This is a genomic window from Lentisphaerota bacterium (assembly GCA_016873675.1).
GTDB lineage: Bacteria > Verrucomicrobiota > Kiritimatiellia > RFP12 > JAAYNR01 > VGWG01.
This window is the reverse complement of sequence record VGWG01000018.1, coordinates 13058-39023: the sequence shown is the minus strand read 5'-3', so window position 1 is coordinate 39023 and position 25966 is coordinate 13058. Positions and strand designations below refer to the sequence as shown.

The following is a 25966-nucleotide window of genomic DNA, read 5'->3' as shown; positions in this document are numbered from 1 at the left end:
TTGCGCTCGGCCGGGGTCAGATCGGCCAGGAACGCGCCCAGTTTGTCGCCGGCGGGAAGGGCGGGCGGGGTGGGGGAGTTGTTGCCAGTCAGGACGGCAGGCAGTTTGTCGCCCAAGACTGCCCGCAGGTGCTCCGCGCCCGGCTTGAAGTAGTGCCGCAGCACGATCTCGACGGTCTTGTGGCCGGTCACCAACCGGGCGACCTCCACAGGCACGCCGGCCGACAATGCCAATGTCACCCACGTCACCCGCAGCGCGTGCCAGTCTATGATCGAGGCGGCTCGCACCCGGCCAGACGCACTTGTGCGCGTCAGTCGCGCGATGCGCGCCTTATGTCCTCCGCCTGTCGCCCTCCCCTTCACCCCGACGGTCGGCAGAAAGCGCAGCCCGATGGCATCCTCGGCGGCGTGAAGGTCCGCGGAAACCCCCGACCTTACCCGGCCGGTCTGCTTTTCGATATCCCGGATCGAAGCGCCCCCGGCGTAGCGCCTCGCGGTGTCCGCGATCCGCACCGCGATCTCGGGCCGGAACCGCCCCGCCACGGCCGCTTCGATCTCCGGCAGGCGTTCGGTCAGCCCCTCCCGCCCGACGCAGACGGCGGCGTCCCCGGCGGGTTCGCCGTCCTCCGTGTCGGGCATGATCGAAGTGACCAGTTTCTTGAACCGCCATGTCAACCCGCCCCGGTTGCTCTTGTACATCCGCGCCGCCTCTGGGAAAACATACGTCTCACCCGCCGCGCGTTCGGCGAGCGCCGCCTCGAAGACTTCCCGCAGGGGGCGGAAGATCGGAATCTGGACGCCCGCCCCGGTCTTCGCCGTCTTCACGTTCACGGTGCCCGCACGCAAGTCAACCGCTTTCCACGGCAGGCTGCAGACGTCGCCCCGGCGCAGCCCGGTGCAGGCGGCGGTCACGACCAGCGGGAACAGGAAGGGATCGGGCCTCGCGGCATCGAAAAGCCGCGCCAGTTCTTCGGCGGTGAAGGGGCGGCGGTGCACCGTGTCACCGTCCTCGTCTTCGCCCTTGCGGCTGACAATACCTTCAAAGGGGTTGGCGCACCCGGCCGGCAGCAGCCGGCCGAAGGCTGAGCGCAGCAGCAAAATCGCGCCCCGCGCCGTACGCCGTGTGTAATGTTCACGCAACCCTGCGATATAGGCGGCGGCCTGTTCCGGGCTCACCTCGTGCAGGAAGGTGCAGCGGACCGCAGCCGCAAAGCGCTTGAAGACCGTATCGCATTGCGCCGCCCAGGACGCGCACGGCTTCGACTCCCTCGGCAGGTTACGCCAGCGGTCGGCCAGGTCAGCCAGGCGGACATATTCCACGGCCCGGCCAGTCTTGCTTTCGATCAGGCGGCGGGTCAAGTGCTCGGCGTTCCCTTTCTCCCGCGCCTCGTTCCGCACCACTTCCAGCGCCGCCTCCGCCTTCATCCTGCTCGCTTCAAAATACCGCGTGCCGGTCTCTCTCAGGGTCGGCGGCGGGGTGCCCTTGATCAGCACGCCGAGATTGACCACCGTCGTCTTGCCGTCAACGTCATAACGGCCGTACCAGTACCGCCGCAGTTTCCCGTCCCGCCCCCGTCTGATCTCAAGTCCCATGGCGCCCCGCCTTTCCGCCGCCTGTTTGTTGCGACGTGTGACAGAATGACGGAAATTCCCAGAGAATGCAAGCAAAAAAACCACACATCTACACACACATCTTTAATATGTTGTGTTATTTGTTATTTTTATTAATGTTTTTGCGGTTTCCGCGTCAGCCTTGGGCGCTGAAAGTCGCGGGTTCAAATCCCGCCGCCCCGACCATCTTTATTCGGAGAACAGACAAGAAAACAAGCAAAAGGCGCTATCTCGACGCGCTCACTCACGTTTTGTCAGTCAGGCTTGTTGTTCCTGGGCAACCCGCTTGTGTCGATGTCCTTGTCGCTGCAGCGCGTCACGCTCTTCCTGCTCAGATATTTTCTGTGCCATGGTGAATCTCCCCGTTTCAGGAAACACCACTCATTCATGAACACCCAAAACCTGAAACCTGAATTTGAAATTTGCAAGGGGCGCACAAGCTTCAGCTTTCTCTTCTTTCTGATTTTCTGATAAACTGGCGGCTCACTTTCGGGTTTGCTGCGGAAAAGGAGCGTGTCGGGGTATGGGCAGGACAATCGTGGAGAAGATTCTCGGGGCGCATCTGGTGGTAGGGGAGTTGAAGCCGGGGGCGGAGATCGCCATCCGCATCGATCAGACGCTGACGCAGGACGCGACCGGCACCATGGCCTATCTGCAGTTCGAGAGCATGGGCCTCGAACGCGCGAAGGCCGAGCTGGCGGTGAGCTATGTCGATCACAACACGATTCAGGTCGGTTTTGAGAACGCCGATGACCACGCCTATCTCAAGAGCGTCGCGCAGCGCTATGGCGTGATCTACTCGCGGCCGGGCAACGGCATCTGTCACCAGTTGCACACCGAGCGGTTTGGCAAGCCGGGCAAGACCCTGCTCGGCAGCGATTCGCACACGCCCACGGGCGGCGGGCTCGGCATGATCGCCATTGGCGCGGGCGGCATCGACGTGGCGGTCGCCATGGGCGGCGGGCCGTTTCATCTGACTAGCCCCCGGGTGATCCTCGTCCGCCTCAGCGGCACGCTTCGCCCCGGGGTCTCCGCCAAGGACGTGGCGCTGCACGTGCTCCGGACCTTCGGCACCAAGGGGAACGTGGGCGCGATGATCGAGTATGGGGGTTCGGGTGTGGCGACGCTCGACGTGCCCTCGCGGGCGACCATCACCAACATGGGCGCGGAGCTGGGCGTCACCACCTCGGTCTTCCCGAGTGACGCCGTCACCCGCGCCTTCCTCGCCGCGCAAGACCGTGTGGGTGACTGGGTCGAGCTCCAGGCCGACCCCGACGCCGTCTACGACCGGGTCGTCATGATCGACCTGGACGCAGTTGAGCCTCTGGCGGCCTGTCCCCACTCGCCGGGCAATGTCGCCACGATCGCGTCATTGGCGGGGCGCACGGTCAATCAAGTGCTGATCGGCTCCTGCACCAATTCATCGTACCGCGACTTGAAGACGGTCGCGCTCATGCTGCGGGGCCGGAAGATCCATCCCGACGTGGAGGTCGGCGTGGCGCCCGGCTCGCGGCAGGTGGTGTTGATGCTGGCTCAGGAGGGATTGCTGGGGGATCTCGTCGGCGCGGGTGTCCGGATCTTGGAGAACGCCTGCGGTTTCTGCATCGGCAACCACATGTCGCCGGGAACCGACGCGGTGAGCCTGCGCACGAGCAACCGCAATTTCGAGGGACGCAGCGGCACACAGTCGGCGGGCGTCTATCTGGTCAGTCCCGAGAGCGCGGCCGCCGCCGCGCTGACCGGAAAGATCAGCGATCCGCGCGCAGTGTCCGGCCTGCCCGATGTTGCCGCGCCCGCGCGATTCCTGATCGATGACAGCCTCTTTCTGTTCCGTGAGACCGCGGGCACGGGCGTTGCGGGGACGCCGATCGTGCGCGGTCCGAACATCGGCAAGGTCCCGGCGGGCGTGCCGCTCCCTGCGCGGCTCGAGGGCGTGGCGGTGATCAAGGTGGGCGACAAGATCACGACCGATCACATCATGCCTGCGGGCGCGCGGCTGAAGTATCGCTCCAACATCCCGCAATACGCCCGGTATGTCTTCGAGAACGTGGATCGCGACTTTTATGCCAAGGCCTCGGCCAACCGTGACGCGGGCCGGCACAACGTGATCGTGGCGGGCGACAGTTATGGGCAGGGATCCAGCCGCGAACACGCGGCGATGTGTCCGATGTACCTCGGCGTCCAGGCGCTGATCGCCAAGAGTATCGAACGCATTCACCTCGCCAACCTCATCAACTTCGGCATCGTGCCGTTTGTGTTTGAGGATCCGGCCGCCTATGACGGCATCGCCGCGGGAGATGCCCTGGAGATCACCGACCTCCGTGGCGCCATTGCCGGCGACGGCCGCGCCACCGTGCGCAACGTGACCCGCGCGACGACATTCGCCGTGACCGCAACCCTGAGTGACCGCCAGAAAACGCTGCTGCTCAACGGCGGCCTGCTCGCAGCGGTCGCGCGCGGGCTGGCCTGAGCGGACCGGTTCGACGCGGAGAAACCCGGGTTCAGGAGAGAGAACTGCGGGATGTTTTGCCCCGCTCCTCCGCCGCCTGGGGCTACAGCGGGTTGGCGAGAATCAGGGTGCCGACATCGGCGCTGTTGAGGATCGCGGTCAGGACATTCGCCTGGCGGCCATTGGCGATCACGACGGAGCACCCCGACTGGCTGGCGGCCTGGGCGGCGGCGAGTTTGGAGTCCATGCCTCCCTTGGAGAGGGGGTTGGCGCCGGGGTTGACGAGCTTGAAGACCTCGGGTCCGAGCTTCTCCACACACGGGACGCGGCGCATGGCTCCTGCGCGGCCGGTCGGCGCGAGCAGGCCGTCGACGGTGGTCAGGATGATCAGCAGGTCGGCACGGACCAGTTTAACGACCAGCGAGGCGAGGTAGTCGTTGTCGCCGAAGGAGAGCACGCCTTTGATTTCCTCGTCGGCGACGACGTCGTTCTCATTGATGATGGGGATCACGCCGGCCCGCAGCAGGTGTTCGAGCGTACGGCGGGTGTTGCCGCAGCGGACGCGGCTCTGGAAGTCGGCGTGGGTGAGCAAGAGCTGGCCCACGCGCATTTTTTCGCGCGCAAAGAGCAGATCGTACTGGGTCATCAGGCGAGACTGTCCGACGGCCGCGCACATCTGCAGGTCGGCGACCAAGGTCGGGCGGGGGGAGATGCCCAGCGACTCCATGCCCGCACCGATGGCGCCCGAGGTGACAATGACGACTTCGTACCCCTGCCGGCGGAGGGCGGCGACCTGTCGCACGATTCGTTTGAGGTAGAGCAGATCGGGGCGGCCCGACTTTCGGGCGATGACCCGCGTGCCGATCTTGACCACCACACGGCGTGATTCGGCGAGAAATTCACGGTAACGGAGTTCAACGTGCATAGGCGCTCCGCGCTGAAAGATCGAAAGCCGGAGCCTCCGATCTTATTTGGTGGGAGATACTGGACTCGAACCAGTGACCCCTTGCATGTCAAGCAAGTGCTCTAACCAACTGAGCTAATCCCCCAAGATGGACGGGCAAGCAGAAACGGCGGATACTATACCGTTTGCTCCGCGCGGTGTCAATGGCGATTGCACAAGAAAAGAAATTCTTTTCGCTATTGACACTGGCGGGTGGTTTTGTGTAAAGTGTCTGGGTTTTCGCTCTAGCTGGAACCGTTTCTGGCCAGATCGAGAGCTGGCTAACAGTTAATAACAGGCGAGAAAAGGCTCTGCTCTGATCGGACAAACCGCTGGCGCATGTCGCTGGAGGGGTGTAGGTGATGGGTTGGGGGTTTTTTGCCCCACGGCAGAAGTGGGGTGGTCTTCGAGCCCACGTAGCTCAGTTGGTAGAGCACGTCCTTGGTAAGGACGAGGTCAGCGGTTCAATCCCGCTCGTGGGCTCCAGCTCGCAAAACGGCTTGGGAAGTACACAGGAGAAAAATCATGGCAAAAGAAGCCTTCAAACGCGAGAAGCCGCATGTCAACGTCGGGACCATCGGCCACGTTGATCATGGCAAAACCACGCTGACCGCCGCCATCACCCGCGTGCAGTCGCTCAAGGGTTATTGTGAGTTCATCGCCTACGATCAGGTTGCCAAGGCATCGGAATCGGCTGGCCGCCGCGATCCAACCAAAATTCTGACGATTGCGACGTCGCACGTCGAATACGGCACGGAGAACCGCCACTACGCGCACGTGGACTGTCCGGGTCACGCCGACTACGTGAAGAACATGATCACGGGCGCGGCGCAGATGGACGGCGCCATCGTGGTGGTTTCGGCCGCCGACGGCCCGATGCCCCAGACGCGCGAGCACATTCTTTTGGCCCGCCAGGTGGGCGTGCCGGCGATCGTGGTGTTCCTGAACAAGGTCGATCTGGTGGACGACACCGAACTGCTCGACCTGGTCGAGATGGAGATTCGCGAGCTGCTCTCGAAGTACGAATATCCCGGGGACGACATTCCCGTGGTCCGCGGCAGCGCGCTCCCCGCCTCGCAGGCGACGACCAAGGACGATCCGGCGTGCGTCTGCATTACCAAGCTCATGGAGGCGCTGGACTCCTACATCCCCGCGCCGGCGCGTGTGCTGGACAAGCCGTTCTTGATGCCGATTGAGGACGTGTTCTCGATTGAAGGCCGTGGCACCGTGGTCACTGGTCGCATTGAGCGCGGTGTCATCAAGGTGAACGAGGATGTCGAGATCATCGGACTGCGTCCGACGGTGAAGACGGTGGTGACGGGCGTCGAGATGTTTCGCAAGCTGCTGGATCAGGGGCAGGCGGGCGACAACGTCGGCTGTCTGCTGCGCAGCATCAAGAAAGAGGATGTGGAGCGCGGCCAGGTGCTGGCAAAGCCGGGCACGATCACCCCGCACACCGAGTTCAACGGCGAGGTGTATGTGTTGAGCAAGGACGAAGGCGGCCGTCACACGCCGTTCTTCAAGGGCTACCGTCCGCAGTTCTACATCCGCACGACCGATGTCACCGGCGACATCACTCTCCCTGAGGGCGTGGAGATGGTGATGCCGGGCGACAGCATCTCGATTGCGGTCAAGCTGATCTCGCCGGTGGCGCTCGAGGAGAAGATGCGTTTCGCCATTCGCGAGGGTGGCCGCACGGTCGGCGCCGGCACAGTCACGAAAATCACGAAGTAACGGTTCGTGCGCGCGGGTGCGGCCGGGCTTTGGCGCCCGGCCGCGCCGCGAACAGGAACGGAGCAGGCATCATGGCCAGAGAACTCGCAATTTTGGCTTGCACGGAATGCAAGCGGCGCAACTACACGACGACGCGCAACAAGCGCACGATGACGAACCGCTTGGAGATCAAGAAGTTCTGTTCATCCGAGCGCAAGCGCACGCTGCACCGGGAAACCAAGTGACGCAAGCAGGCATTTCCGCAGGCCAGTAGCTCAATTGGCAGAGCACCGGTCTCCAAAACCGGTTGTTGGGGGTTCGATTCCCTCCTGGCCTGCCAGTTTTGTCCAACCGCCGCATTCCTCGCCGGGGAGACCGGTTTGGCACAGGATATTGAGTAGCAACGCAATCGGGGGCTCCGATGGTCAAAGAGAAAACGTTGGGTCAGCGCGTTCACGCCTTCCTTGGAGAGGTTGGCGCCGAATTCAGGCGGGTGACTTGGCCGGAGCGCCAGGAACTGATCGAGTCGACGGTCGTGGTGATCGTCTTCATCGTCATGCTAGCGATTGTTGTACTGGTTTACGACAAGGTGATTCAGGCGGTACTTCAGTTCATCCACACCTGAGCGGGGACCCGAGATGACAAAACAATGGTTTGTGCTGCAAGCGTTGACCGGTCAGGAGCAGAAGGTGAAGCGCACCATCGAGGCGCAGGTCCGCGAGAAGGAGATGCAGGAATACATTGGCGAGGTGATCCTGCCGACCGAGAAGGTGACCGAGACGAAGAACGGTGTCAAGACAACCGTGACGCGTAAGTTCTTCCCGGGTTACGTTTTCATCAACCTGGCGCTTTACGACGATGCGAAAGAGTTGCTTGAGCCGACGTGGCGCTTCATCCGTGAGGTGTCCGGCGTGATTGGGTTCATTGGGGGCGCTCGTCCCGGTCCGCTTTCGGCGGCGGAGGTGGATGCGATCGTGAACCATGTGGAAGCGAAGCAGGAGAAGCCCAGGCCGAAGGTCGTCTTCGAGCCGGGCGAAACGGTGAAGATCACGGACGGACCGTTCATGAACTTCTCCGCAACCGTTGAAGAAGTAGATCCTGACCGGGGCAAGCTGAAGGTGTCGGTGGCGATATTCGGACGCACCGCCCCGGTCGATCTGGAGTACTGGCAGGTGGAGCGGGTTGTCTCCTAGGGCCGGGAAACGGACGTCAACCGCAGGCTCGTTTGGACCGGGTGGGAACCGGGAGGGCCTCAACTGACAAAGGGCATTCATTATGGCAAAGAAAGTTACGGGCATCGTTCGTCTGCAGATACCTGCAGGTGCCGCAAATCCCGCGCCGCCCATCGGCCCCGCGCTGGGCGCGCAGGGCGTCAATATCATGGCGTTTTGCAAGGATTTCAACGCCAAGACCCAAGACAAGGGAGGCATGATCATCCCCGTGGTGATCACGGTCTATCAGGACCGCAGTTTTACCTTCATCATGAAGAGCCCGCCGGCGTCGGCGCTGCTGAAGAAATTCGGCAACCTCGCCAAGGGATCGGGCGTTCCGAACCGTGACAAGGTCGGCACCGTCACCCGCGACCAGGTCCGTGAGATCGTGAAGCTGAAGATGCAGGACCTGAACGCATCGAACGAAGCGGCGGCGATGCGGATGGTCGAAGGCACCGCGCGCAGCATGGGCGTGGAGATCGTAGACTAAGGGGTGACGCGCTATGGCAAAGCATGGAAAACAGTATCGCAGCATCAAGGAGAAGGCCCCCACGGCTCCGGTGACTCTGGAGCAGGCGGTGGCGTTCATCAAGGCCAACCCGGCGGCGAAGTTCGACGAAACGGTCGAGCTGGCCTTGCGGCTGGGCGTGGACACATCGAAATCCGATCAGACCGTGCGGGGCACGGTGAGTCTGCCGAACGGCACGGGCAAGAAGCTGCGCGTGATCGTCTTCGCGGCGGGTGCCCAGGCCGACGCCGCGCGGGCCGCAGGCGCCGACGAGGCGGGTTATGACGACCTGATCGAGAAAGTCAAGAGCGGCTGGACCGATTTTGATGTGGCGATTTCGACGACCGACGCGATGAAGGAGGTCCGCAAGCTCGGGCGCGTCCTCGGTCCCCGCGGCCTGATGCCCAACCCCAAGACCGGCACGGTTACCGACGATGTCGGCCCGGCGGTGACGGCGGCCAAGGGCGGCAAGGTCGAGTTTCGCATGGACCGCAACGGCAACGTGTGCGTGCTCTGCGGCAAGCGGAGTTTCGACGCCGACAAGATCGTCGGCAACGTGCATGCGGTTTTGGAAGCCCTTCGGGCGGAGCGGCCGGCCGGCGCCAAGGGCACCTTCTTCCGTTCCTGCACGCTGTGTTCGACGATGGGTGTCGGCGTCCGCGTCGACATCAAGGAGTAACGTCACATGAGAGCTGAAAAAGAATCCATTCTTGAGGAAGTCACCACGCGTCTGCAGGAAGCGGATTTCGCGTTCGTGATGAATTACGGCGGTCTGCAGGTCGCGGAACTGACGGCGCTGCGCACGACGCTCGCGCCGTTGAAGTCCCGCGTCATGGTTGTCAAAAACACCTATCTCGGCAAGGCGACCCAGTCGCTGGGCTGGGAGGACGTGACGCCTTATTTGACGGGTCCGACGGCGATGGTGACCGGAACCGGCGATGTCGCCGAGGTCGCCAAGATGTTGGTCGCGTTCATCAAGACGCACGACAAGGCCTCAGTCAAGGGCGCCTGCCTCGACGGCAAGCGCCTCACAGCTGGCGATGTTGACGCGTTGACCACGATTCCGCCCCGGCGCGTGTTGTACGCCATGGTGGCGGGAACACTGGCTGCGCCGATGTCGCAATTGGTTGGCGTGTTCAGCCAGAAGGTGTGCAGCCTGCTGTACGTCTTGAAGGCGATCGAAGACAAGAAGAACAACGCGGCGTAAAACTCCGCTCAGGTCGGACGGACGGGTGTCCGGGCGGCCTGGCACACAGTACACCGCACGCGCCCTGCGCGTGAGGTTGCAGAAAGAAAAAGGAAACCATGAGCGATACCAATCCGAAGTTTGATGAATTTGTCACCTGGATCGAGGGCCTGACGGTCCTCGAGCTGTCCAAGCTGGTGAAAACCCTCGAAGAGCGTCTGGGTGTGAGCGCCGCTGCTCCCGTGGCTGCCGCCGCCGCCCCCGCCGCCGCCGCCGCCGTGGTGGAAGAGAAGACCGAGTTTGACGTCATCCTCGTGGATGCCGGCGCGAACAAGATCGGCGCCATCAAGGAGGTGCGCACGATCACCGGTCTGGGCCTGAAGGACGCCAAGGACCTTGTCGAGGGCGCGCCGAAGACTGTGAAGGCCGGCGTGACCAAGGAAGAGGCGGCCAAGCTGAAGGAACAGCTTGAAAAGGCCGGCGCAAAAGTTGACGTGAAGTAACACGTTGACGTGACGAAACCTGGGACCGCCTGTGTGACGACCGGGCGGTTTCAGGCCTTTCTTTCTTTTCCGCGCACCGGCCGCAGGCGTCGTCTCACCTTGACGAAAACAAAGAGGCATTTACCATGGTTGAACGCAAGGAATTCGGCAAGTTGAAGGCGGTTGTGCTACCGCCGGACCTGATTGACATCCAGACCCGGTCCTACAAAGACTTCCTGCAGGCCGACGTCCCTTCCGGCAAGCGGGATATCAAGGGGCTGAACGGCATTTTCAAGGAAGTCTTCCCGATTGACAGCTATGACGGCCGGTACACGCTCGATTTCGTGAAGTATGAGTTTTCCGATCCCAAGGTGTCCGCCCTCGAGGCGCTGAGCCGCGGCGTGACGTATGCGGCGCCCCTGCACGCGACCTTCCGCCTCAAGGACGGCGACGAGATCCGGGAGGAGGACGTCTACATGGGCGAAATCCCGCTCATGACCCCGGACGGCGCATTCATCGTCAATGGCGCCGAGCGCGTGATCGTGAGCCAGCTCCACCGCTCCCCCGGCATTTGCTGTGAGAAAGCAACTCATCCGAACGGCCAGACCCTCTACTCCGTGCGCCTGATCCCCGACCGTGGGTCGTGGATTGAGATCCAATTTGACACCAACGAGGTGATGTGGGTGTATCTGGACCGCCGCCGCCGCCGCCGCAAGTTCCACACGACCACCTTTCTCCGAGCCCTTGGCTACGGGACGGACGAACAACTGCTTAAGCTGTTCTACACGTTTAAGAAACTGGACGTCAAGAAGGCGGCCGGTTCGGACACGCTCGCCAACTATTGTTTCAAAGACGACGTCATCGACATGGACTCGCAGGCGGTCCTCGCCCGCCGGTACGATCCGGTGACCGATGCGGTGCTCGTGCAGATGGCGGCGGCGTCCTTCACCTCCGTCGATGTGGTGGACATCTCGTGGGATGAGGGGACGTTCATCCGGACGCTTCAGGTGGACCAGACCCACACCGAGGAAGATGCGCTGAAGGACATCTACAAGCGCCTCCGTCCCGGCGACCCGGCCACGGCGTCCAATGCCAAGCAGTTGCTCAAGCGGCTTTTCTTTGATCCGCGCCGCTACGACCTCGGGCGCGTCGGCCGCCACAAGATCAACCAGAAGCTCAATCTGACCGACAAGATCCCGGCAGACTTGCGCATTTTAGACGAGACGGGAATTGATGTGATCGAGGCGATTCGCCTGCTGCTCGACATCCACATGGAGCGGCAGACGGTCGACGACATTGACCACCTCGGCAACCGGCGCATCCGCACGGCCGGCGAGCTGCTGGAAAACCAGTGCCGCGTGGGCCTGGCCCGCACCGAGCGGCTGATTCGTGAACGGATGACGCTGTTCGACCCGGCGACGGGTGTGCTCGCGCCAGCCCGCCTGGTCAACAGCAAGTCTCTCTCGGCCGTGGTGCAGGACTTTTTTGGCCGCAGCCAGCTCAGCCAGTTCATGGATATGACCAATCCGCTGAGCGGGCTGGCCCACAAGCGCCGGTTGTCCGCGTTGGGCCCCGGCGGCTTGAGCCGCGAGCGCGCCGGTTTCGAAGTGCGTGACGTTCACAGCTCGCACTACGGCCGCATCTGCCCGATTGAGACCCCGGAAGGGCCGAACATCGGGCTGATTTCATCACTGGGCATCTATGCGCAGATCAACGACTTCGGATTTATCGAGAGCCCCTACCGGGTGGTGCGCGATGGGCATGTGACCGACGAGGTCCATTACCTGTCGGCCGATAAAGAGGAAAAATTCGTCATTGCCCAGGCCAACAGCGTGCTGGCGGCCGATGGCCGACTGACCGAGACCAAGGTCAACGTTCGCTACATGGCCGACTTCTTTGAAGTGGCGCCGGCGAAGGTTCAGTACATGGACGTCTCGCCGATGCAGGTGATTTCCATTGCTGCGGGGCTGATCCCCTTCCTCGAACACGACGATGCCAACCGCGCGTTGATGGGCGCCAACATGATGCGCCAGGCGGTGCCCCTGCTGCGGACCGAGCGGCCCTATGTGGCGACCGGTTTGGAGCTGCGCGCGGCCACAGACTCACGCGTGACGATCGTGGCTGAGCAGCCGGGCGTCGTCGCCTACGTCTCGGCCAACGAGATCGTGGTGACCGAGGACGGCAGGCTGCCGGCCAACCGGCAGAAGGCCGCCAAAGGGGTGCAGCGCGCGGTGTTGCAGAAGTTCCGCCGCTCGAACGCGGGCACCTGCTTCAATCAGAAGCCGATCGTCAAGGTCGGGCAGCCGGTCAAGCGCGGCGATGTGCTGGCCGACGGGCCGGCGACCCAGGACGGCGAGCTCGCGCTCGGAAAGAACCTGCGGGTGGCGTTCATGCCTTGGAGCGGCTACAACTTCGAGGATGCGATCCTCCTGAGCGAGCGCATGGTGCGCGACGACGTGTTCACGTCGATTCACATTCAGGATTTTGAGGTTGGCGCGCGCGACACCAAGCTCGGCCCGGAGGAAATCACGCGCGACATCCCGAACGTCGGCGAGGAGGCGCTCAAAAATCTGGGTCACGACGGCGTGGTGCGGATCGGGACGGAGGTGCGGCCGGGCGACATCCTGGTGGGCAAGATCACCCCCAAGAGCGAGACGGAGCTCGCCCCCGAGGAACGGCTGCTTCGCGCGATCTTCGGGGAGAAGGCCGCCGATGTTCGCGACACCTCACTGACGGTGCCGAGCGGCACGTACGGGATTGTCATGGATGTTCGCATCACCGCCGCCGCCGAGGTCCCGCGGCGCGGCGCGCCCGCCGCCGGGCAGGCGCCGGAGGGGGAGTCTCGCAAGGAGCTGCGCGACATTGAGGTGGAGCGCAAGCGCAAGCTGCAGCAGGTTGAGGATAATCTCACGACGGCCCTCAGCAACATTCTGCTGGGCGAGAAGATTCCGCTCGACGTGATAGACATCGACACCGGCGACATCATCATTCCCTGCAACCGGAAGATCACCAAGACGCTGCTGAACCGGCTGGCCAAGGCCTACAGCCACATCCAGATCGAGAGCAGTCCGGTGCAGCAGAAGATTTCCGAGATCATAGAGGAGTACCGGCCGAAGTTTGCCGAGATCAACGCGCAGAGCGACGACGATTTCGGCGCGGAGATGGACGGAATCGTGGAGGGCGGCGTCATCAAGCAGGTGCGCGTCTTCATCGCCGAGAAGAAGAACCTGTCGGTGGGAGACAAGCTCGCGGGTCGTCACGGCAACAAGGGCGTGGTGGCCAAAATTGTTCCCGATTGCGACATGCCATTCCTGCCTGACGGCACGCCGGTTGACATCGTGCTCAACCCGCTGGGCGTTCCGTCGCGCATGAACATCGGCCAGTTGTTCGAGACGTACCTGGGATGCGCTTGCCGCGTCCTGGGGCTGTACGCTGCGACGCCGGTGTTTGACGGCGTCAAGGAGCACGAGATTGACGCCCTGCTGAAAAAAGCACGCAAGGAGCAGGAGAAGACGGTCGGCAAACAGGCGTGGATCAACACCGACGGCAAGTCGGTGCTCTACGACGGCCGCACGGGGGAGCCGTTCGACCAGCGCGTGGTGGTCGGAGACATCTACATGCTCAAGCTGCACCATCTGGTTACCGACAAGATCCACGCTCGTGCGACGGGCCCGTATTCGCTGGTCACGCAGCAGCCGCTGGGCGGCAAGGCCCAGTACGGCGGCCAGCGTATGGGCGAGATGGAGGTGTGGGCGCTGGAGGCCTATGGCGTGGCTTATGCGCTGCAGGAGCTGCTCACCGTGAAGTCGGACGATGTGGCGGGGCGGACCCGGATTTACGAGGCGATCGTCAAGGGCCAGAACAGCCTCGATGCCGGCATGCCCGAGTCCTTCTCGGTGCTGATGCACGAGTTGCGCGGCTTGTGCCTCGACATGAAGCTCCTCGGCGGCGACGGCGCGCCACAGCAGGAGCTGGCGATTGCCGCCGCATCCCGCGCTGCGAATCTGATCTAACGCGATAACGCGACGAAGACGAGGGAGGTAGACGTTGAACGCTTACGCAGCCAGAGAATTGTTCGGGATGTTTGACTCGGCGCAGTACGATGCGGTGAGCATCACCCTGGCGTCGCCGGAAACGATCCGTTCGTGGAGCCACGGCGAGGTGCGAAATCCGGAAACCATCAATTACCGCACGTACCGCCCTGAGCGCGACGGCCTGTTCTGCGAGCGGATCTTCGGTCCGACCCGCGACTGGGAATGCGCCTGCGGCAAATACAAGCGGATCAAGCACAAGGGCGTGGTGTGCGACCGCTGCGGCGTCGAGGTGACGGTCTCGCGCGTGCGGCGGCAGCGGATGGGCCACATCGAGCTGGCCGTGCCGGTGTCGCACATCTGGTTCTTCAAGTGCAACCCGAGCCGTATCGGGCTCATCCTGGACCTCTCCACCAGCTCGCTCGAGCGGGTGCTCTACTACGAAGACTACCTCGTGACCGATCCGGGGGAGACGCCGCTGAAGCGGATGCAGCTGCTCTCCGAGACCGACTACCACGAGGCGGTGGAGAAATACGGCGAAACCTTCGAGGCGATGATGGGCGCCGAGGCGATCCGCAAGTGCCTGCAGGTGGCCAATCTCGAGCAGCTCATGCACGATCTGGAGGAGCAGATCGAGAACACCCGGAGCAAGCAGACGCGCAAAAAGATCACCAAGCGGATGAAGGTGTGCGACGGGTTCATGCGCAGCGAGGCGCATCCGGACTGGATGATCCTCGACGTGCTGCCGGTGATCCCGCCCGAGCTGCGGCCGCTGGTGCCGCTGGAGGGCGGCCGGTTTGCAACGTCCGACCTGAACGACCTGTACCGCCGCGTGATCAACCGCAACAACCGCCTGCGCAACCTGCTTCAGCTCAAGACGCCCGATGTGATCATCCGCAACGAAAAGCGGATGCTGCAGGAGGCGGTTGACGCGGTGTTTGACAACGGCCGTCATGGCCGGCCCGTCGCGGGCGCGGGCAACCGCCCGCTGAAGTCGCTCTCGGACATGCTCAAGGGCAAAACCGGGCGCTTCCGCCAGAACCTCCTCGGCAAGCGTGTCGACTATTCCGGCCGTTCGGTGATTGTCGTCGGCCCCGAGCTCAAGCTCCACCAGTGCGGGTTGCCGAAGAAGATGGCGCTGACGCTTTTTGAGCCGTTCATCATTCGCCGACTCAAGGAGAAGGGGATTTGCCACACCGTGCGCACGGCGCGCAAGATGATCGAGCGCCATGACGAGCAGGTGTGGGACATTCTGGAGGAGGTCACCAAGGGCAAGACCGTTATGCTCAACCGCGCGCCGACGCTGCACCGGTTGTCGATCCAGAGTTTCGAGCCGGTGCTGGTCGAGGGCGAGGCGATTCGCATCCATCCCATGGTCTGCACCGCCTTCAACGCCGACTTTGACGGCGACCAGATGGCGGTCCACGTGCCGCTGTCGGTCGAGGCGCAGCTCGAAAGCCGTCTGCTGATGATGTCCACCCATTCGATCTTCTCGCCCGCCTCAGGCAAGTCGACGATGACGCCCACGCAGGATCTGGCGCTCGGCATCTACTACCTGACGATCCCCAGCCAGCAGGACAAGCTTGCCGGGCGGATTGTGGGCAAGGGCAAGACGGCTGCTGGCGAGCGTCTGCCGGTCATCGGCAGCGCCGACGAGGCCCATCTGGCGCTTGCTGAGGGCGTGGTCAACCTGCACACGCGCGTGCGGTTCCGCAATCCCGATTTTGGCATGCCGGCGCGCCGCTATGGCAACCGCGAGGCGACGGTGATCGATACGACGATTGGCCGGATCGTGTTCAACGAGGTGTGGCCTGCCGAGCTCGGCTTTGTGAACGACAAGATTGACAAGAGCAAGCTGGGCGACCTGATTCTGCATTGCTACCAAGTGGCCGGACACAACCGCACCGTCATCGTGCTGGACCAGCTCAAAGAACTCGGCTTCAACCATGCCTGCCTGGCCGGCATCTCGATGGGGCTCAAGGACATGATCCGGCCTCCCGAGAAGGATGCGCTGCTCGCGAGCGCGGGCGCCGAGGTCGAGACCGTCGAAAAGCAGCACCATCTGGGCGTGATCACCGATGGCGAGCGGCACAACAAGATCTGCGACATCTGGAACAGCACCACTGAGCGGGTCGCTGACGAGCTGTACAAGGCGATCGATCTGAACGTCTCTCTGGATAACCCGGCACCCGCCGAAACCAACCCCGTGTTCATGATGGTCGATTCCAAGGCGCGCGGATCCAAGGCCCAGATCCGACAGCTCGCCGGCATGCGCGGCCTGATGGCCAAGCCCTCGGGCGAAGTCATTGAGCGCCCGATCATCGCCTCGTTCCGCGAGGGGCTATCGGTGCTCGAATATTTTGTCTCGTCCCACGGCGCCCGCAAGGGTCTGGCCGATACGGCCTTGAAGACCGCCGACGCGGGGTATCTGACCCGCAAGCTGGTGGACGTCTCGCAGGATGTGATCATCACCATCCAAGACTGCAACACGGTCAATGGCATCGAGATGGAGGCTGTGGTCGAGGGTGATGAAGAGGTTCTCCACCTCCGGACGCGCATGCTGGGACGGACCTCGCTGTACGATGTCCTCCACCCCACGACGGGCGAGGTGATCGTGCGGGCCAACGAGGAGATTGACGAGGTTCTGGCCAAGCGCGTCGAGGATGTGGGTGTCGAGCGGGTGTGGATCCGCAGCGGACTCACCTGCGACGCGCCCCGGGGGATGTGCTCCAAATGCTACGGTCGTGATCTGGCCACGGGCCGCCCGGTCGAAATCGGCGCCGCAGTGGGCATCATCGCCGCGCAGTCGATCGGTGAACCCGGCACCCAGCTCACCATGCGCACGTTCCATATCGGCGGCACGGCCTCGATGGTCGCCCGCACGCCGGAGCAGATCGCCAAGGAGTCGGGCCGCGTCGAATACCGGGATTTGCGCACGGTGCGCAACCGGGACGGCCAACTCCTGGTGCTGAACAAGAACGGTGCGGTGACGCTGGTCGACGACGCGGGTCGGGAAGTCGACACCTACACCCTGCAAATGGGCGCGGTGCTTTCGGTCGAAGAGGGCGCGACCGTCAAGCAGGGTGATCGGATCGCGATCTGGGATCCGCACTCCGTGCCGATTCTGGCCGAGGCTGAGGGCGTGGTCTCGTTTCATGATTTTGTTGATGATGTGTCGGTCAAGAGCGACCGCGACGAGGCCACGGGGACGCGCTCGCTCGTCGTGCTGGACACCAAGGAAGACCTCCACCCGCAGGTCGTGGTCACCGACCCCCGGTCCAAGACGACGCTGGGCTCCTACCACATCCCTGCCGGCGCCCACGTCATGGTCAAGCAGGGCGACCTGGTCACCCCCGGCATGCTGATCGCGAAGACGCCGCGCAAGGAGGCGATGACCCGCGACATCACCGGCGGTCTGCCCCGCGTCGCGGAGTTGTTCGAGGCGCGGCACCCGAAAGACGCGGCGGAGATCGCCAAGATCGAGGGGCTCGTCGATTTCGGGCCGAACCAGCGCGGCAAGCGCTGTCTGATCATCCGCGACGAAGTAACCGGTGCCGCCGAGGAGCATCTGATTCCGATGGGCAAGCACATCGTGGTGTACAAGGGCGACCATGTGCGCAAGGGGCAGCAGCTCACCGAAGGCCCGGTGGTGCCGCAGGAGATCCTCGACGTGTGCGGCCCTCAGGAACTGCAAAAGTACCTCGTTAACGAGGTGCAGCAGGTCTACCGGATGCAAGGCGTGGAGATCAACGACAAGCACATCGAGATTATCGTCCGGCAGATGCTGCGCAAGGTGCGCATCACCAACCCCGGCGACACCGACTTCCTCTGGGGCGAGCAGGTCTCCCGGCAGGAGTTCATCGCGATCAACGAGGCGGTGATAGCCGAGGGCAAGCGCGCGGCTGAAGCGCAGCCGGCCCTGCTGGGCATCACCAAGGCGTCGCTCGAGACCGACAGCTTCATCTCGGCCGCGTCGTTCCAGGACACGACCCGCATCCTGACCGATGCGGCGACGATCGGGCGCGTGGACGGGCTGAACGGCTTCAAGGAGAACGTCATTCTCGGCCATTTGATCCCCGGCGGCACGGGCTTCCCGTTGCACCGGCACATCAAGCTGGTGGCCTTGGCTGAGCCGTTGTCTGATGAGGCGCTGGGCATCGAACAGCCCGTGGAACAGGAACGTACACTCGATGATTTACTGGGTTAGTATTTTTGCGCTTGCATTGTGCAGGCCGCTCTGCTAACCTCCACCTCCGTTTTGTGGGAAATTGAAAGGGCACGTATGCCGACGACGAACCAACTGGTGCGCAAGGGGAGAAGCCCCCTGCGCAACAAAAGCAAATCACCTGCGCTCAAGTCTTGTCCGCAGCGCCGCGGGGTCTGCCTCGTGGTGAAGACCCAGACACCGAAGAAACCGAACTCGGCGTTGCGCAAGGTGGCGCGTGTGAGGCTGACGACCGGTTACGAAGTCAGCGCGTACATTCCGGGCGAGGGGCACAATTTGCAGGAGCACAGCGTGGTGCTGGTGCGCGGCGGCCGCGTCAAGGATTTGCCGGGTGTCCGTTACCACATTGTGCGCGGCTCGCTGGACAGCCTCGGCGTGAGCGGCCGCAATCGCGGCCGGTCGAAGTACGGCGTGAAGACCCCGAAAGTCGAAGAGAAATAATAACGCACGGTGAGGCAGGACGGTTATGGCAAGAAGGCGTAGTTCTGAGAAGCGGGTGTTGGTTCCGGACCCCCAGTACAACAGCGAGTTGGTTGCCCGCGTCATCAATGCGTTGATGATCAGCGGCAAGAAGACGACGGCCGAGCGGATCGTTTATGGCGCATTGGCGGAGATTGCCGACAAGACGGGCAAGAACCCGCTCGAAGTCTTGGATTTGGCGATCTGCAACATGCGGCCGAAGGTCGAGGTCAAGTCGCGTCGCGTCGGCGGCACGACGTATCAGGTGCCGGTTGAGATCCGTCCGCCGCGTCAGTTGGCGATGGCCCTCCGCTGGATGGTGCAGTATGCGAGCGCGCGCCGCGGCGCGGGAATGCCGAAAGCAGTGGCCATGGAGCTGCTCGAGGCGTATGGCAATCAGGGCAATGTGATCAAGAAACGGGACGATACGCACAAGATGGCGCAGGCCAACAAGGCCTTTGCGCACTACGCGTGGTAAGTCACGCGACGGGCTGCCGGCTGGCGGCCCCCTGTTCTTTGACAAACCGGGAAGATGGGTGATCGCGTCATGGACGTGAAGGCGAAAGAGTCGAAAGGCAAGGCTGGGGGACCTGCGTCCGCCGGTCGTGCTATCGCTTTGGCCGACGTCCGTAACATCGGTATCATTGCGCATATTGATGCGGGCAAGACGACGACGACCGAGCGTATCCTTTTTTACGCCGGTCGCACCCATCGACTGGGCAATGTTGACGACGGCAACACCACGACCGACTGGATGATCCAGGAGCGTGAGCGCGGCATCACGATCACCAGTGCCGCCATTACCTGTGCATGGCAGGGCCGCCAGATCAACATTATCGATACTCCCGGGCATGTGGACTTCACCATTGAAGTGGAACGCTCACTGCGCGTCTTGGACGGCGCGGTGGGCGTTTTTTGTGCCGTCGGCGGGGTTCAGCCGCAATCCGAGACGGTTTGGCGCCAGTCCGACACCTACGGTGTGCCGCGTCTCGCATTCATCAACAAGATGGACCGCATGGGCGCCGATTTTGACGCCGTGGTGGCCGAGATCCGCAGCAAGCTCGGCGCGCATGCGGTGCCGCTGATGATCCCGTGGGGCCAGGCGGAGACCTTTTGCGGCGTGATCGACCTGATCGAGATGCGCGCGTTCACGTTTGATGGAGCCAACGAGGGTCGGACGATGCAGGAGCACCCGATCCCCGACGCGCTGCAGGCTCGGACCGCCGCCGCCCGCGCGTATCTGGTCGAGCAGCTGGGCGAGCTGGACGAAGCGGTGCTTGCGGCCTATCTGGCCGACACGGCGGTGCCGGCCGATGTGCTGCGCTCCGCGATCCGGCGCGCGGTCATTGCCCACGCGCTCGTTCCCGTGTTGTGCGGCTCGGCGCTGCGCAACAAGGGCGTGCAGAAGCTCCTCGATGCCGTGGTCGCCTACCTTCCGTCGCCCGCAGATGTTGGGGCGATTCAGGCGACGGATGTCAAGAGCGGGGCGGCGGTGACGCGAAAACCAGAAGACACCGAGTCCCTTGCCGCGCTGGTCTTCAAGGTCGCCACCGATCCCTACGTGGGCAAGCTCTTTTTTGTCCGGATCTACGCCGGCCGGTTGCGCAAGGGGCAGAATGTCTACAATCCGCGCGTCAGGGAACGCGAGCGGGTGTTGAAGCTGGTTCGGCTTTTCGCCGACTCCCAGGAAGAGATCGATGAGCTCGTCACCGGGGACATTGGCGCGGTGGTCGGGCTCAAGGCCGCGACCACGGGCGACACGCTGTGCGCCGAACATCAGCCGGTCGCCCTTGAGCGCATCCAGGCCCCCGATCCGGTGATGTTCATGGCCATCGAGCCGAAGACGCAGGCCAATCGCGACAAATTGAACGACGCTTTAAAGCAGCTCTCCGCAGAAGACCCCACCTGCGTGGTTCGGACCGATGCCGAGACCGGGCAGTTGATTCTGAGCGGAATGGGCGAGCTGCACTTGGAAATCCTGGTGGACCGACTCCGCCGGGAATTCAAGGTGGAAGCCAACACCGGCCGACCCATGGTCTCCTACTACGAGACCGTGACGTCGACCGGCCGGGCGGACTATATCTTTGACCGCGACCTTGGTGGCAAGCGCCACTATGCCCGTGTCGTGGTGGAAGCGGCGCCGCGCGAGCGGGGCAGCGGCCATGCGGTGGAAATCGCATGCAGCCGCAGGGCCCTGCCCGACGAGGCGCTGGTCGCAGGGATCGAGCAAGGCTTGCTCGACGGCATCCTGACGGGGGTGCTTGCGCGCTACCCGTTGACCGATGTCGTGGCGCGCGTCACGGAGGTGGGCATCGCGGACGAGGAATCCGCCACGGATGTGGCGTTCCGGACTGCTGCGGTGATGGCCTTCCGAGAGGCTGCGCAAGCGGCGGCTCCGGAGTTGCTGGAGCCGATCATGTCCCTCAGCATCGTGACCCCGCCGGATCATGTCGGCGAGATCATGGGGGATATCAACGGGCGCCGCGGACACGTGTGCGACATGACGGTGCGTGGAGACATGCAGCTCGTTCGCGCACGGGTGCCATTGGCGGAGTTGTTTGGGTATTCAACGGTGATTCGGTCGTTATCGCGTGGCCGCGCAAGCTACACGATGGAGCCCGATGCATTCGCCGTGGTGCCGCGGACAGTTAGGGAACACGTATTGAACAGGTGACGAGAGCATGCAAAGACAGCGCATACGCATCCGTTTGCAGGCATACGACCACAGGGTTCTGGACCAGGCCGTCGGTGACATCATCGAAACGGCCCGTGGGACAGGCGCGCAGGTGGTGGGGCCGATTCCGCTTCCTACGCGGATCGAGCGCTTCACGGTCAACCGCAGTCCGCATGTGGACAAGAAGTCCATGGATCAATTCGAAATGCGGACTCACAAGCGGTTGCTCGATATCGTCAGCCCGACGGCCAAGACGGTCGACGAGCTGAAGAAACTCAACCTGCCGGCCGGCGTGGACATCTCCATTCGAATTTAAGGACGGTGAGGAACCATGGAAGGCTTGATTGGAAAGAAAGTTGGCATGACGCAAGTCTGGGACGCGAACGGGCGTCAGGTTGCTGTCACGGTGCTGGAAGTCGGACCTTGCCCGGTCATTCAAGTGAAGACCGCAGCGAAGGACGGCTACGTCGCCGCGCAAGTGGGATTTGGATCGCAGAAGGCGCACCGCCTGACGAAATCGGCGATGACGCGCTACACCCGGGCGGGCGTGGCGCCGTGCCGGATGTTGCACGAGTTCAAACTGGACACGGGCGAGGCGCTCGCGGTGGGGCAGGCGATCGACGTCGGCATGTTCGACGGCGTGAAGTTTGTCGATGTTCAGGGCGTGACCAAGGGACGCGGGTTTGCGGGCGTCGTCAGACGCTACCGCATGGCCGGCGGCCCCAAGACGCACGGCGGCCACTCGAAGAACCGTGTCGGTTCGATCGGCGCTCGTGACTTGCCAGGCTGGGTGGAAAAGGGCAAGCGGATGCCGGGCCATATGGGTTCGGTGTCACGCACGACGCAGAACCTCACGGTTGTGCAGGTGCGTAAAGAGGATAATCTGCTGTTGGTCGCGGGGGCCATTCCCGGCCCGGTTGGCGGGGTTGTTTTTGTCAAAAAAGCCCTGAAGAAGGGATAACGAGCGATGAGTACGATCAAAGTTTTCAACGCGACGGGAGAACCGGCCGGAGAGCTGGCTTTCGCGGATGAACGGCTGGTGCTGAATAAAGGCGACCAGGCGGTCAAGGATACGGTCGTGGCGACCCTGAACGCGCGGCGCGCGGGCACGGCTTCGACACAGAACAAGGGTGAGGTTGCGGGCAGCGGCAAGAAGCCCTACCGCCAGAAGGGGACGGGCAACGCCCGCGCGGGCAGCCGCCGTTCTCCGATCTGGCGCGGCGGCGGCGTCGCCCACGGCCCGCGTCCGCACGCCTTCGCGCAGAAGGTCAACCGCAAGGTGGCGCAGCTCGCGTTCCGGCGCGCGCTCAGCGCCAAGATCGCCGACGGCCAGGTGGTCGTTCTGGATGTGCTCAACCTGCCCGAGGCGAAGACCAAGCTCGTGGCGGCGCTGCTCAAGAAGCTCGATGTGCGAACCTCGGGTCTTTTTGTGACCGACGTCGCGAACGACGCGCTTGTGCGTGCCGCGCGCAACATTCCAAAGGTAGAGGTTGCCTGCGCGCGCGATGTTGATGTATACTCCCTGCTTCGTTTTCGCACCGTGATTGCCACGCGTGCGGGTTTTGAGGCGCTCACAACGCGTCTGACAGGGAAGGCGGAGGTGACGGCATGAAGCACGCCGGTATCATCCGAAAGATTCAAGTAACGGAAAAAGGGACGGCGATGGCCGCGCAGAATGCGTTTCTTCTGGAGGTCGCCCCCGAGGCGAACAAGCTGGAAATCCGCGCGGCGGTCGAGGAGCAGTTCGGTGTTCATGTGTTGGCCGTGCGTACGCAGAACTATGCGGGCAAGCCCTGCATGACGCGCACACGCCGCCACACCAGCCGCCCCGATTGGAAGCGCGCAATCGTCACCGTACGTGCGGGCGAACGCATTGAGGCCGTCTAACGCCGCCGGAGGAATGGATCCATGGGTCTGAAAACCTTTAAACCAAGAAGTCCGGGTCTCCGCCATCGTGTGGCGCAGACCTTTGATGAGATCACCGAGAAGAAGCCGATGCGTCGGCTGACCGAGCCGGTGCGCGCCAAGGCTGGACGTGGCAACTCGGGGCGCATCAGCACGCGCCACCGTGGCGGCGGCGTCAAACGGCGCTACCGGCTTGTTGATTTCCGGCGTGACAAGGCGGGCATCCCGGCGCGCGTCGCCGAGATCGCCTACGATCCCAACCGGTCGGCCAATCTCGCGCTGCTCAACTATGTGGATGGCGAGAAGCGCTACATCCTGGCGCCCACGGGGCTCAAGGTCGGCGACTTGGTCCTGTCCGGGATCGAAGCCGAGCCGACCGTGGGCAATGCCCTGCCGATGGAAAAAATCCCGCTGGGGCTGACCGTGCACAATGTCGAGCTGATTCCCGGCAAGGGCGGCCAGCTCGCCCGTTCCGCCGGCAATAGCTGCCAACTGATGTCGCGCGAAGACGGCTACGCCAACCTGCGGTTGCCGTCCGGCGAAGTTCGCCGGGTGAACGCCAAGGGCTTGGCGACGATCGGCCAGGTGGGGAACGCCGACTGGAACAGCGTGAAGCTCGGCAAGGCCGGACGCAAGCGGTGGATGGGCATCCGTCCGACCGTCCGCGGCGTGGCGATGAACCCGGTGGACCATCCGATGGGCGGCGGCGAAGGTCGCACGTCAGGTGGCGGTCATCCGGTCTCGCCCTGGGGCAAGCTGTCGAAGGGCGGCAAAACCCGCAACCGGCGCAAAACATCCAGTAAGTTTATCGTCAAGGGGAGAAAATAACCCATGCCGCGGTCTATTAAGAAGGGTCCGTACGTCGAGGCTCACCTGCTGAAAAAGGTGGAGATGATGAGCCAGAGCAATCGGAAGACGCCGATCAAGACGTGGTCGCGCCGTTCGATGATCATGCCGGAGTTTGTCGGCCATACGTTTGCCATTCACAATGGCAAACAGCACATCCCTATTTTCATCAACGAGAATATGGTTGGGCACCGGTTGGGCGAATTCGCCCCCACACGCACATTCCGCCAGCACGGCGTCCACACGGACAAGGCCAAGGCGGCGAAGTAATGAGGGAATCAGTTATGGAAGTGACGGCTATTACCCGTAACGTCCGGCTTTCGGCGCAGAAGGGCCGCCCCCTGTCCCGCAAGGTGCAGGGCATGACGGTCAGCGAGGCGTTGAAGGTGACGCAATTCAGCCCGCGGAAGGCGGCCGCCGTGCTGGGTCAGACGATCCAGTCGGCGATGGCCAACGCGAAAAACAACGCCAATCTGGATGTGGACGGTCTGCGCATTCAGCTCGCGGTGTTTGATGAAGGGCCGCGTTTGCGGCGGTTCTGGCCTCGCGCCCGTGGCAGTGCGAGTCCGATTGCCCGGCGGTTGTGCCATGTGAAAGTGGTCCTGACCGACGGTCGTTAAGGCCGAAGGCTTTTTTTAGGAAGGAGCAGGACGTTGGGACAGAAAGTCAATCCTATCGGATTCCGAATCGCCGTCGACCACGCATGGAGCTCGCGGTGGTTTGCCGGAAAGCGTGATTTTGGCACGCTGCTCGCGGAAGATCAGATGATCCGCGAGGAGGTCAAGAAACGTTTGGAAGGCGCCGCGATCGCCAAGATCATGATCGAGCGCTACGCCAATCGTGTGCGGATCAACATCTTTTCGGCCCGGCCCGGTGTGGTCATCGGCCGCAAGGGGCAGGATATCGAACGGATCCGCGCCGACCTGGCGAAAAAGACGGGTAAAGAGATTTACCTGGAGATCCACGAGGTTCGCGATCCCGACGCCAACGCGCAGTTGGTTGCCGAGGGCATGGCGCAGCAGATCGAGCGCCGCGTGGCCCTCAAACGCGCCATGAAGCGGGCTGAGAAGGTGGCCATGGATATTGGCTGCGAGGGGATCAAGATCCGCTGCAGCGGCCGTATCAACGGCGCCGAGATCTCGCGCGTCGAGTGGAGCAAGCAGGGCAAGGTGCCATTGCACACCCTGCGTGCGAACATCGACTACGGGTTTGCAGAGGCCCACACAACGGCCGGCTTGATCGGCATCAAGGTGTGGATCTGCACCCGGGATGATTTCCAGCCGGCGCGTTCCGGGACGAGGAGGAGAAGCAATGCCACTAATGCCTAAACGGGTCTTGCACCGCAAGCAGTCCAAAGGGAACCGGGCGGGACACGCCACCTCGGGCGCCGAGCTTGCCTACGGAGAGTATGGCATCAAGGCGCTCACCCGGGGCTGGATCACCAATACGCAGATCGAGGCGTGCCGTGTGGCAGTCAACCGCCACATGAAACGCAAAGGCAAGCTGTGGATCCGGATCTTCCCGGACAAGCCTGTCACCAAGAAGCCCATCGAAGTGCGCATGGGCAAGGGAAAAGGTAATCCGGAGCTCTGGGTTGCGGTGATCGTTCCGGGCAAGATGTTGTTCGAGGTCGGCGGCGTCCCGGACGCCACCGCCCGCGAATGCCTCCGCCTGGCCGACACAAAACTGGGCATCCGCACGCGGTTGGTTGCCCGCAAGTGATC

General features: G+C 63.1%; 26 protein-coding genes and 3 tRNA genes. 26 read left to right on the top strand and 3 right to left on the bottom strand.

Features of this window, described 5'->3' with window-relative positions:
- Positions 1 to 1592 (bottom strand): hypothetical protein (locus FJ222_04285; GenBank protein MBM4163644.1); only part of this gene is annotated, 1592 nt, incomplete at its 3' end.
- A 65-nt stretch (positions 1593 to 1657) separates the two neighbouring features.
- Between FJ222_04285 and FJ222_04280 the strand changes: the two genes are divergently transcribed.
- The gene (locus FJ222_04280; protein ID MBM4163643.1) at positions 1658 to 1966 is read left to right on the top strand and encodes a hypothetical protein; all 309 of its coding nucleotides are present in this window, start codon (positions 1658 to 1660) and stop codon (positions 1964 to 1966) included.
- Positions 1967 to 2133: 167 nt separating this feature from the next.
- Complete coding sequence (locus FJ222_04275; GenBank protein MBM4163642.1) at positions 2134 to 4080, top strand: aconitate hydratase; 1947 nt, start codon at positions 2134 to 2136, stop codon at positions 4078 to 4080.
- Between the two features lie 82 nt (positions 4081 to 4162).
- On the opposite strand, the gene proB is transcribed toward FJ222_04275, so the two are convergent.
- Both proB and FJ222_04265 read right to left on the bottom strand, forming a co-directional pair.
- Positions 4163 to 4984, bottom strand: a complete 822-nt coding sequence (proB, locus tag FJ222_04270; GenBank protein ID MBM4163641.1) for a glutamate 5-kinase — start codon at positions 4982 to 4984, stop codon at positions 4163 to 4165.
- 47 nt (positions 4985 to 5031) lie between these two features.
- Positions 5032 to 5108, bottom strand: a tRNA-Val gene (locus tag FJ222_04265).
- Between the two features lie 304 nt (positions 5109 to 5412).
- Here FJ222_04265 and FJ222_04260 point away from each other — a divergent pair.
- From FJ222_04260 to rplP, 24 genes are all read left to right on the top strand, one after another.
- Positions 5413 to 5488: transfer RNA gene (locus FJ222_04260), tRNA-Thr, on the top strand.
- Positions 5489 to 5527: 39 nt separating this feature from the next.
- Complete coding sequence (tuf, locus tag FJ222_04255) at positions 5528 to 6736, top strand: elongation factor Tu (GenBank protein MBM4163640.1); 1209 nt, start codon at positions 5528 to 5530, stop codon at positions 6734 to 6736.
- Positions 6737 to 6807: 71 nt separating this feature from the next.
- Positions 6808 to 6960: a 50S ribosomal protein L33 gene (gene rpmG, locus FJ222_04250; GenBank protein ID MBM4163639.1), complete on the top strand. Its 153-nt coding sequence runs from the start codon at positions 6808 to 6810 to the stop codon at positions 6958 to 6960.
- 19 nt (positions 6961 to 6979) lie between these two features.
- Positions 6980 to 7055: transfer RNA gene (locus tag FJ222_04245), tRNA-Trp, on the top strand.
- Positions 7056 to 7136: 81 nt separating this feature from the next.
- Complete coding sequence (gene secE / locus FJ222_04240) at positions 7137 to 7340, top strand: preprotein translocase subunit SecE (protein MBM4163638.1); 204 nt, start codon at positions 7137 to 7139, stop codon at positions 7338 to 7340.
- 13 nt (positions 7341 to 7353) lie between these two features.
- Positions 7354 to 7908, top strand: a complete 555-nt coding sequence (gene nusG, locus FJ222_04235; GenBank protein ID MBM4163637.1) for a transcription termination/antitermination protein NusG — start codon at positions 7354 to 7356, stop codon at positions 7906 to 7908.
- Between the two features lie 82 nt (positions 7909 to 7990).
- Positions 7991 to 8416 carry a 50S ribosomal protein L11 gene (rplK, locus tag FJ222_04230; protein MBM4163636.1) on the top strand — a complete coding sequence of 142 codons (426 nt, stop codon included), beginning with the start codon at positions 7991 to 7993 and terminating at the stop codon, positions 8414 to 8416.
- Positions 8417 to 8429: 13 nt separating this feature from the next.
- Positions 8430 to 9113 carry a 50S ribosomal protein L1 gene (locus FJ222_04225; protein MBM4163635.1) on the top strand — a complete coding sequence of 228 codons (684 nt, stop codon included), beginning with the start codon at positions 8430 to 8432 and terminating at the stop codon, positions 9111 to 9113.
- 6 nt (positions 9114 to 9119) lie between these two features.
- Positions 9120 to 9641 carry a 50S ribosomal protein L10 gene (locus FJ222_04220; GenBank protein MBM4163634.1) on the top strand — a complete coding sequence of 174 codons (522 nt, stop codon included), beginning with the start codon at positions 9120 to 9122 and terminating at the stop codon, positions 9639 to 9641.
- A gap of 98 nt (positions 9642 to 9739) precedes the next feature.
- Positions 9740 to 10123 carry a 50S ribosomal protein L7/L12 gene (locus tag FJ222_04215; GenBank protein ID MBM4163633.1) on the top strand — a complete coding sequence of 128 codons (384 nt, stop codon included), beginning with the start codon at positions 9740 to 9742 and terminating at the stop codon, positions 10121 to 10123.
- A 125-nt stretch (positions 10124 to 10248) separates the two neighbouring features.
- Entirely contained in the window at positions 10249 to 14115 is a 3867-nt protein-coding gene (rpoB, locus tag FJ222_04210) for a DNA-directed RNA polymerase subunit beta (GenBank protein ID MBM4163632.1), read from the top strand.
- Positions 14116 to 14182: 67 nt separating this feature from the next.
- Entirely contained in the window at positions 14183 to 18340 is a 4158-nt protein-coding gene (gene rpoC / locus FJ222_04205; GenBank protein MBM4163631.1) for a DNA-directed RNA polymerase subunit beta', read from the top strand.
- 75 nt (positions 18341 to 18415) lie between these two features.
- Positions 18416 to 18799 carry a 30S ribosomal protein S12 gene (locus FJ222_04200; GenBank protein MBM4163630.1) on the top strand — a complete coding sequence of 128 codons (384 nt, stop codon included), beginning with the start codon at positions 18416 to 18418 and terminating at the stop codon, positions 18797 to 18799.
- A 25-nt stretch (positions 18800 to 18824) separates the two neighbouring features.
- Positions 18825 to 19295 carry a 30S ribosomal protein S7 gene (gene rpsG / locus FJ222_04195; protein ID MBM4163629.1) on the top strand — a complete coding sequence of 157 codons (471 nt, stop codon included), beginning with the start codon at positions 18825 to 18827 and terminating at the stop codon, positions 19293 to 19295.
- A 69-nt stretch (positions 19296 to 19364) separates the two neighbouring features.
- Complete coding sequence (gene fusA, locus FJ222_04190) at positions 19365 to 21491, top strand: elongation factor G (GenBank protein MBM4163628.1); 2127 nt, start codon at positions 19365 to 19367, stop codon at positions 21489 to 21491.
- 7 nt (positions 21492 to 21498) lie between these two features.
- Positions 21499 to 21807: a 30S ribosomal protein S10 gene (gene rpsJ, locus FJ222_04185; GenBank protein ID MBM4163627.1), complete on the top strand. Its 309-nt coding sequence runs from the start codon at positions 21499 to 21501 to the stop codon at positions 21805 to 21807.
- A gap of 15 nt (positions 21808 to 21822) precedes the next feature.
- Complete coding sequence (locus tag FJ222_04180; protein ID MBM4163626.1) at positions 21823 to 22452, top strand: 50S ribosomal protein L3; 630 nt, start codon at positions 21823 to 21825, stop codon at positions 22450 to 22452.
- A gap of 6 nt (positions 22453 to 22458) precedes the next feature.
- Positions 22459 to 23103 (top strand): 50S ribosomal protein L4, encoded by a 645-nt coding sequence (gene rplD / locus FJ222_04175; protein MBM4163625.1) that lies wholly within the window; start codon positions 22459 to 22461, stop codon positions 23101 to 23103.
- The gene (locus tag FJ222_04170; protein MBM4163624.1) at positions 23100 to 23378 is read left to right on the top strand and encodes a 50S ribosomal protein L23; all 279 of its coding nucleotides are present in this window, start codon (positions 23100 to 23102) and stop codon (positions 23376 to 23378) included. Before rplD ends, FJ222_04170 begins: the two co-directional genes overlap by 4 nt.
- A gap of 21 nt (positions 23379 to 23399) precedes the next feature.
- Positions 23400 to 24224, top strand: a complete 825-nt coding sequence (gene rplB, locus FJ222_04165; GenBank protein MBM4163623.1) for a 50S ribosomal protein L2 — start codon at positions 23400 to 23402, stop codon at positions 24222 to 24224.
- 3 nt (positions 24225 to 24227) lie between these two features.
- Entirely contained in the window at positions 24228 to 24512 is a 285-nt protein-coding gene (gene rpsS / locus FJ222_04160) for a 30S ribosomal protein S19 (protein ID MBM4163622.1), read from the top strand.
- A gap of 14 nt (positions 24513 to 24526) precedes the next feature.
- Positions 24527 to 24862, top strand: a complete 336-nt coding sequence (locus FJ222_04155; protein ID MBM4163621.1) for a 50S ribosomal protein L22 — start codon at positions 24527 to 24529, stop codon at positions 24860 to 24862.
- Positions 24863 to 24895: 33 nt separating this feature from the next.
- Positions 24896 to 25570 carry a 30S ribosomal protein S3 gene (gene rpsC / locus FJ222_04150; protein ID MBM4163620.1) on the top strand — a complete coding sequence of 225 codons (675 nt, stop codon included), beginning with the start codon at positions 24896 to 24898 and terminating at the stop codon, positions 25568 to 25570.
- Positions 25554 to 25964: a 50S ribosomal protein L16 gene (gene rplP, locus FJ222_04145; GenBank protein MBM4163619.1), complete on the top strand. Its 411-nt coding sequence runs from the start codon at positions 25554 to 25556 to the stop codon at positions 25962 to 25964. The genes rpsC and rplP overlap by 17 nt, the downstream gene beginning before the upstream one ends.
- Positions 25965 to 25966: the final 2 nt, after the last annotated feature.

What these genes read in the sequence shown, in the direction of transcription:
- FJ222_04280 (MBM4163643.1), top strand. Translation starts at nt 1,658, where the DNA reads ATGCAAGCAAAAAAACCACACATCTACACACACATCTTTAATATGTTG.
- FJ222_04275 (MBM4163642.1), top strand. Translation starts at nt 2,134, where the DNA reads ATGGGCAGGACAATCGTGGAGAAGATTCTCGGGGCGCATCTGGTGGTA.
- proB (MBM4163641.1), bottom strand. Translation starts at nt 4,984, where the DNA reads ATGCACGTTGAACTCCGTTACCGTGAATTTCTCGCCGAATCACGCCGT.
- tuf (MBM4163640.1), top strand. Translation starts at nt 5,528, where the DNA reads ATGGCAAAAGAAGCCTTCAAACGCGAGAAGCCGCATGTCAACGTCGGG.
- rpmG (MBM4163639.1), top strand. Translation starts at nt 6,808, where the DNA reads ATGGCCAGAGAACTCGCAATTTTGGCTTGCACGGAATGCAAGCGGCGC.
- secE (MBM4163638.1), top strand. Translation starts at nt 7,137, where the DNA reads ATGGTCAAAGAGAAAACGTTGGGTCAGCGCGTTCACGCCTTCCTTGGA.
- nusG (MBM4163637.1), top strand. Translation starts at nt 7,354, where the DNA reads ATGACAAAACAATGGTTTGTGCTGCAAGCGTTGACCGGTCAGGAGCAG.
- rplK (MBM4163636.1), top strand. Translation starts at nt 7,991, where the DNA reads ATGGCAAAGAAAGTTACGGGCATCGTTCGTCTGCAGATACCTGCAGGT.
- FJ222_04225 (MBM4163635.1), top strand. Translation starts at nt 8,430, where the DNA reads ATGGCAAAGCATGGAAAACAGTATCGCAGCATCAAGGAGAAGGCCCCC.
- FJ222_04220 (MBM4163634.1), top strand. Translation starts at nt 9,120, where the DNA reads ATGAGAGCTGAAAAAGAATCCATTCTTGAGGAAGTCACCACGCGTCTG.
- FJ222_04215 (MBM4163633.1), top strand. Translation starts at nt 9,740, where the DNA reads ATGAGCGATACCAATCCGAAGTTTGATGAATTTGTCACCTGGATCGAG.
- rpoB (MBM4163632.1), top strand. Translation starts at nt 10,249, where the DNA reads ATGGTTGAACGCAAGGAATTCGGCAAGTTGAAGGCGGTTGTGCTACCG.
- rpoC (MBM4163631.1), top strand. Translation starts at nt 14,183, where the DNA reads ATGTTTGACTCGGCGCAGTACGATGCGGTGAGCATCACCCTGGCGTCG.
- FJ222_04200 (MBM4163630.1), top strand. Translation starts at nt 18,416, where the DNA reads ATGCCGACGACGAACCAACTGGTGCGCAAGGGGAGAAGCCCCCTGCGC.
- rpsG (MBM4163629.1), top strand. Translation starts at nt 18,825, where the DNA reads ATGGCAAGAAGGCGTAGTTCTGAGAAGCGGGTGTTGGTTCCGGACCCC.
- fusA (MBM4163628.1), top strand. Translation starts at nt 19,365, where the DNA reads ATGGACGTGAAGGCGAAAGAGTCGAAAGGCAAGGCTGGGGGACCTGCG.
- rpsJ (MBM4163627.1), top strand. Translation starts at nt 21,499, where the DNA reads ATGCAAAGACAGCGCATACGCATCCGTTTGCAGGCATACGACCACAGG.
- FJ222_04180 (MBM4163626.1), top strand. Translation starts at nt 21,823, where the DNA reads ATGGAAGGCTTGATTGGAAAGAAAGTTGGCATGACGCAAGTCTGGGAC.
- rplD (MBM4163625.1), top strand. Translation starts at nt 22,459, where the DNA reads ATGAGTACGATCAAAGTTTTCAACGCGACGGGAGAACCGGCCGGAGAG.
- FJ222_04170 (MBM4163624.1), top strand. Translation starts at nt 23,100, where the DNA reads ATGAAGCACGCCGGTATCATCCGAAAGATTCAAGTAACGGAAAAAGGG.
- rplB (MBM4163623.1), top strand. Translation starts at nt 23,400, where the DNA reads ATGGGTCTGAAAACCTTTAAACCAAGAAGTCCGGGTCTCCGCCATCGT.
- rpsS (MBM4163622.1), top strand. Translation starts at nt 24,228, where the DNA reads ATGCCGCGGTCTATTAAGAAGGGTCCGTACGTCGAGGCTCACCTGCTG.
- FJ222_04155 (MBM4163621.1), top strand. Translation starts at nt 24,527, where the DNA reads ATGGAAGTGACGGCTATTACCCGTAACGTCCGGCTTTCGGCGCAGAAG.
- rplP (MBM4163619.1), top strand. Translation starts at nt 25,554, where the DNA reads ATGCCACTAATGCCTAAACGGGTCTTGCACCGCAAGCAGTCCAAAGGG.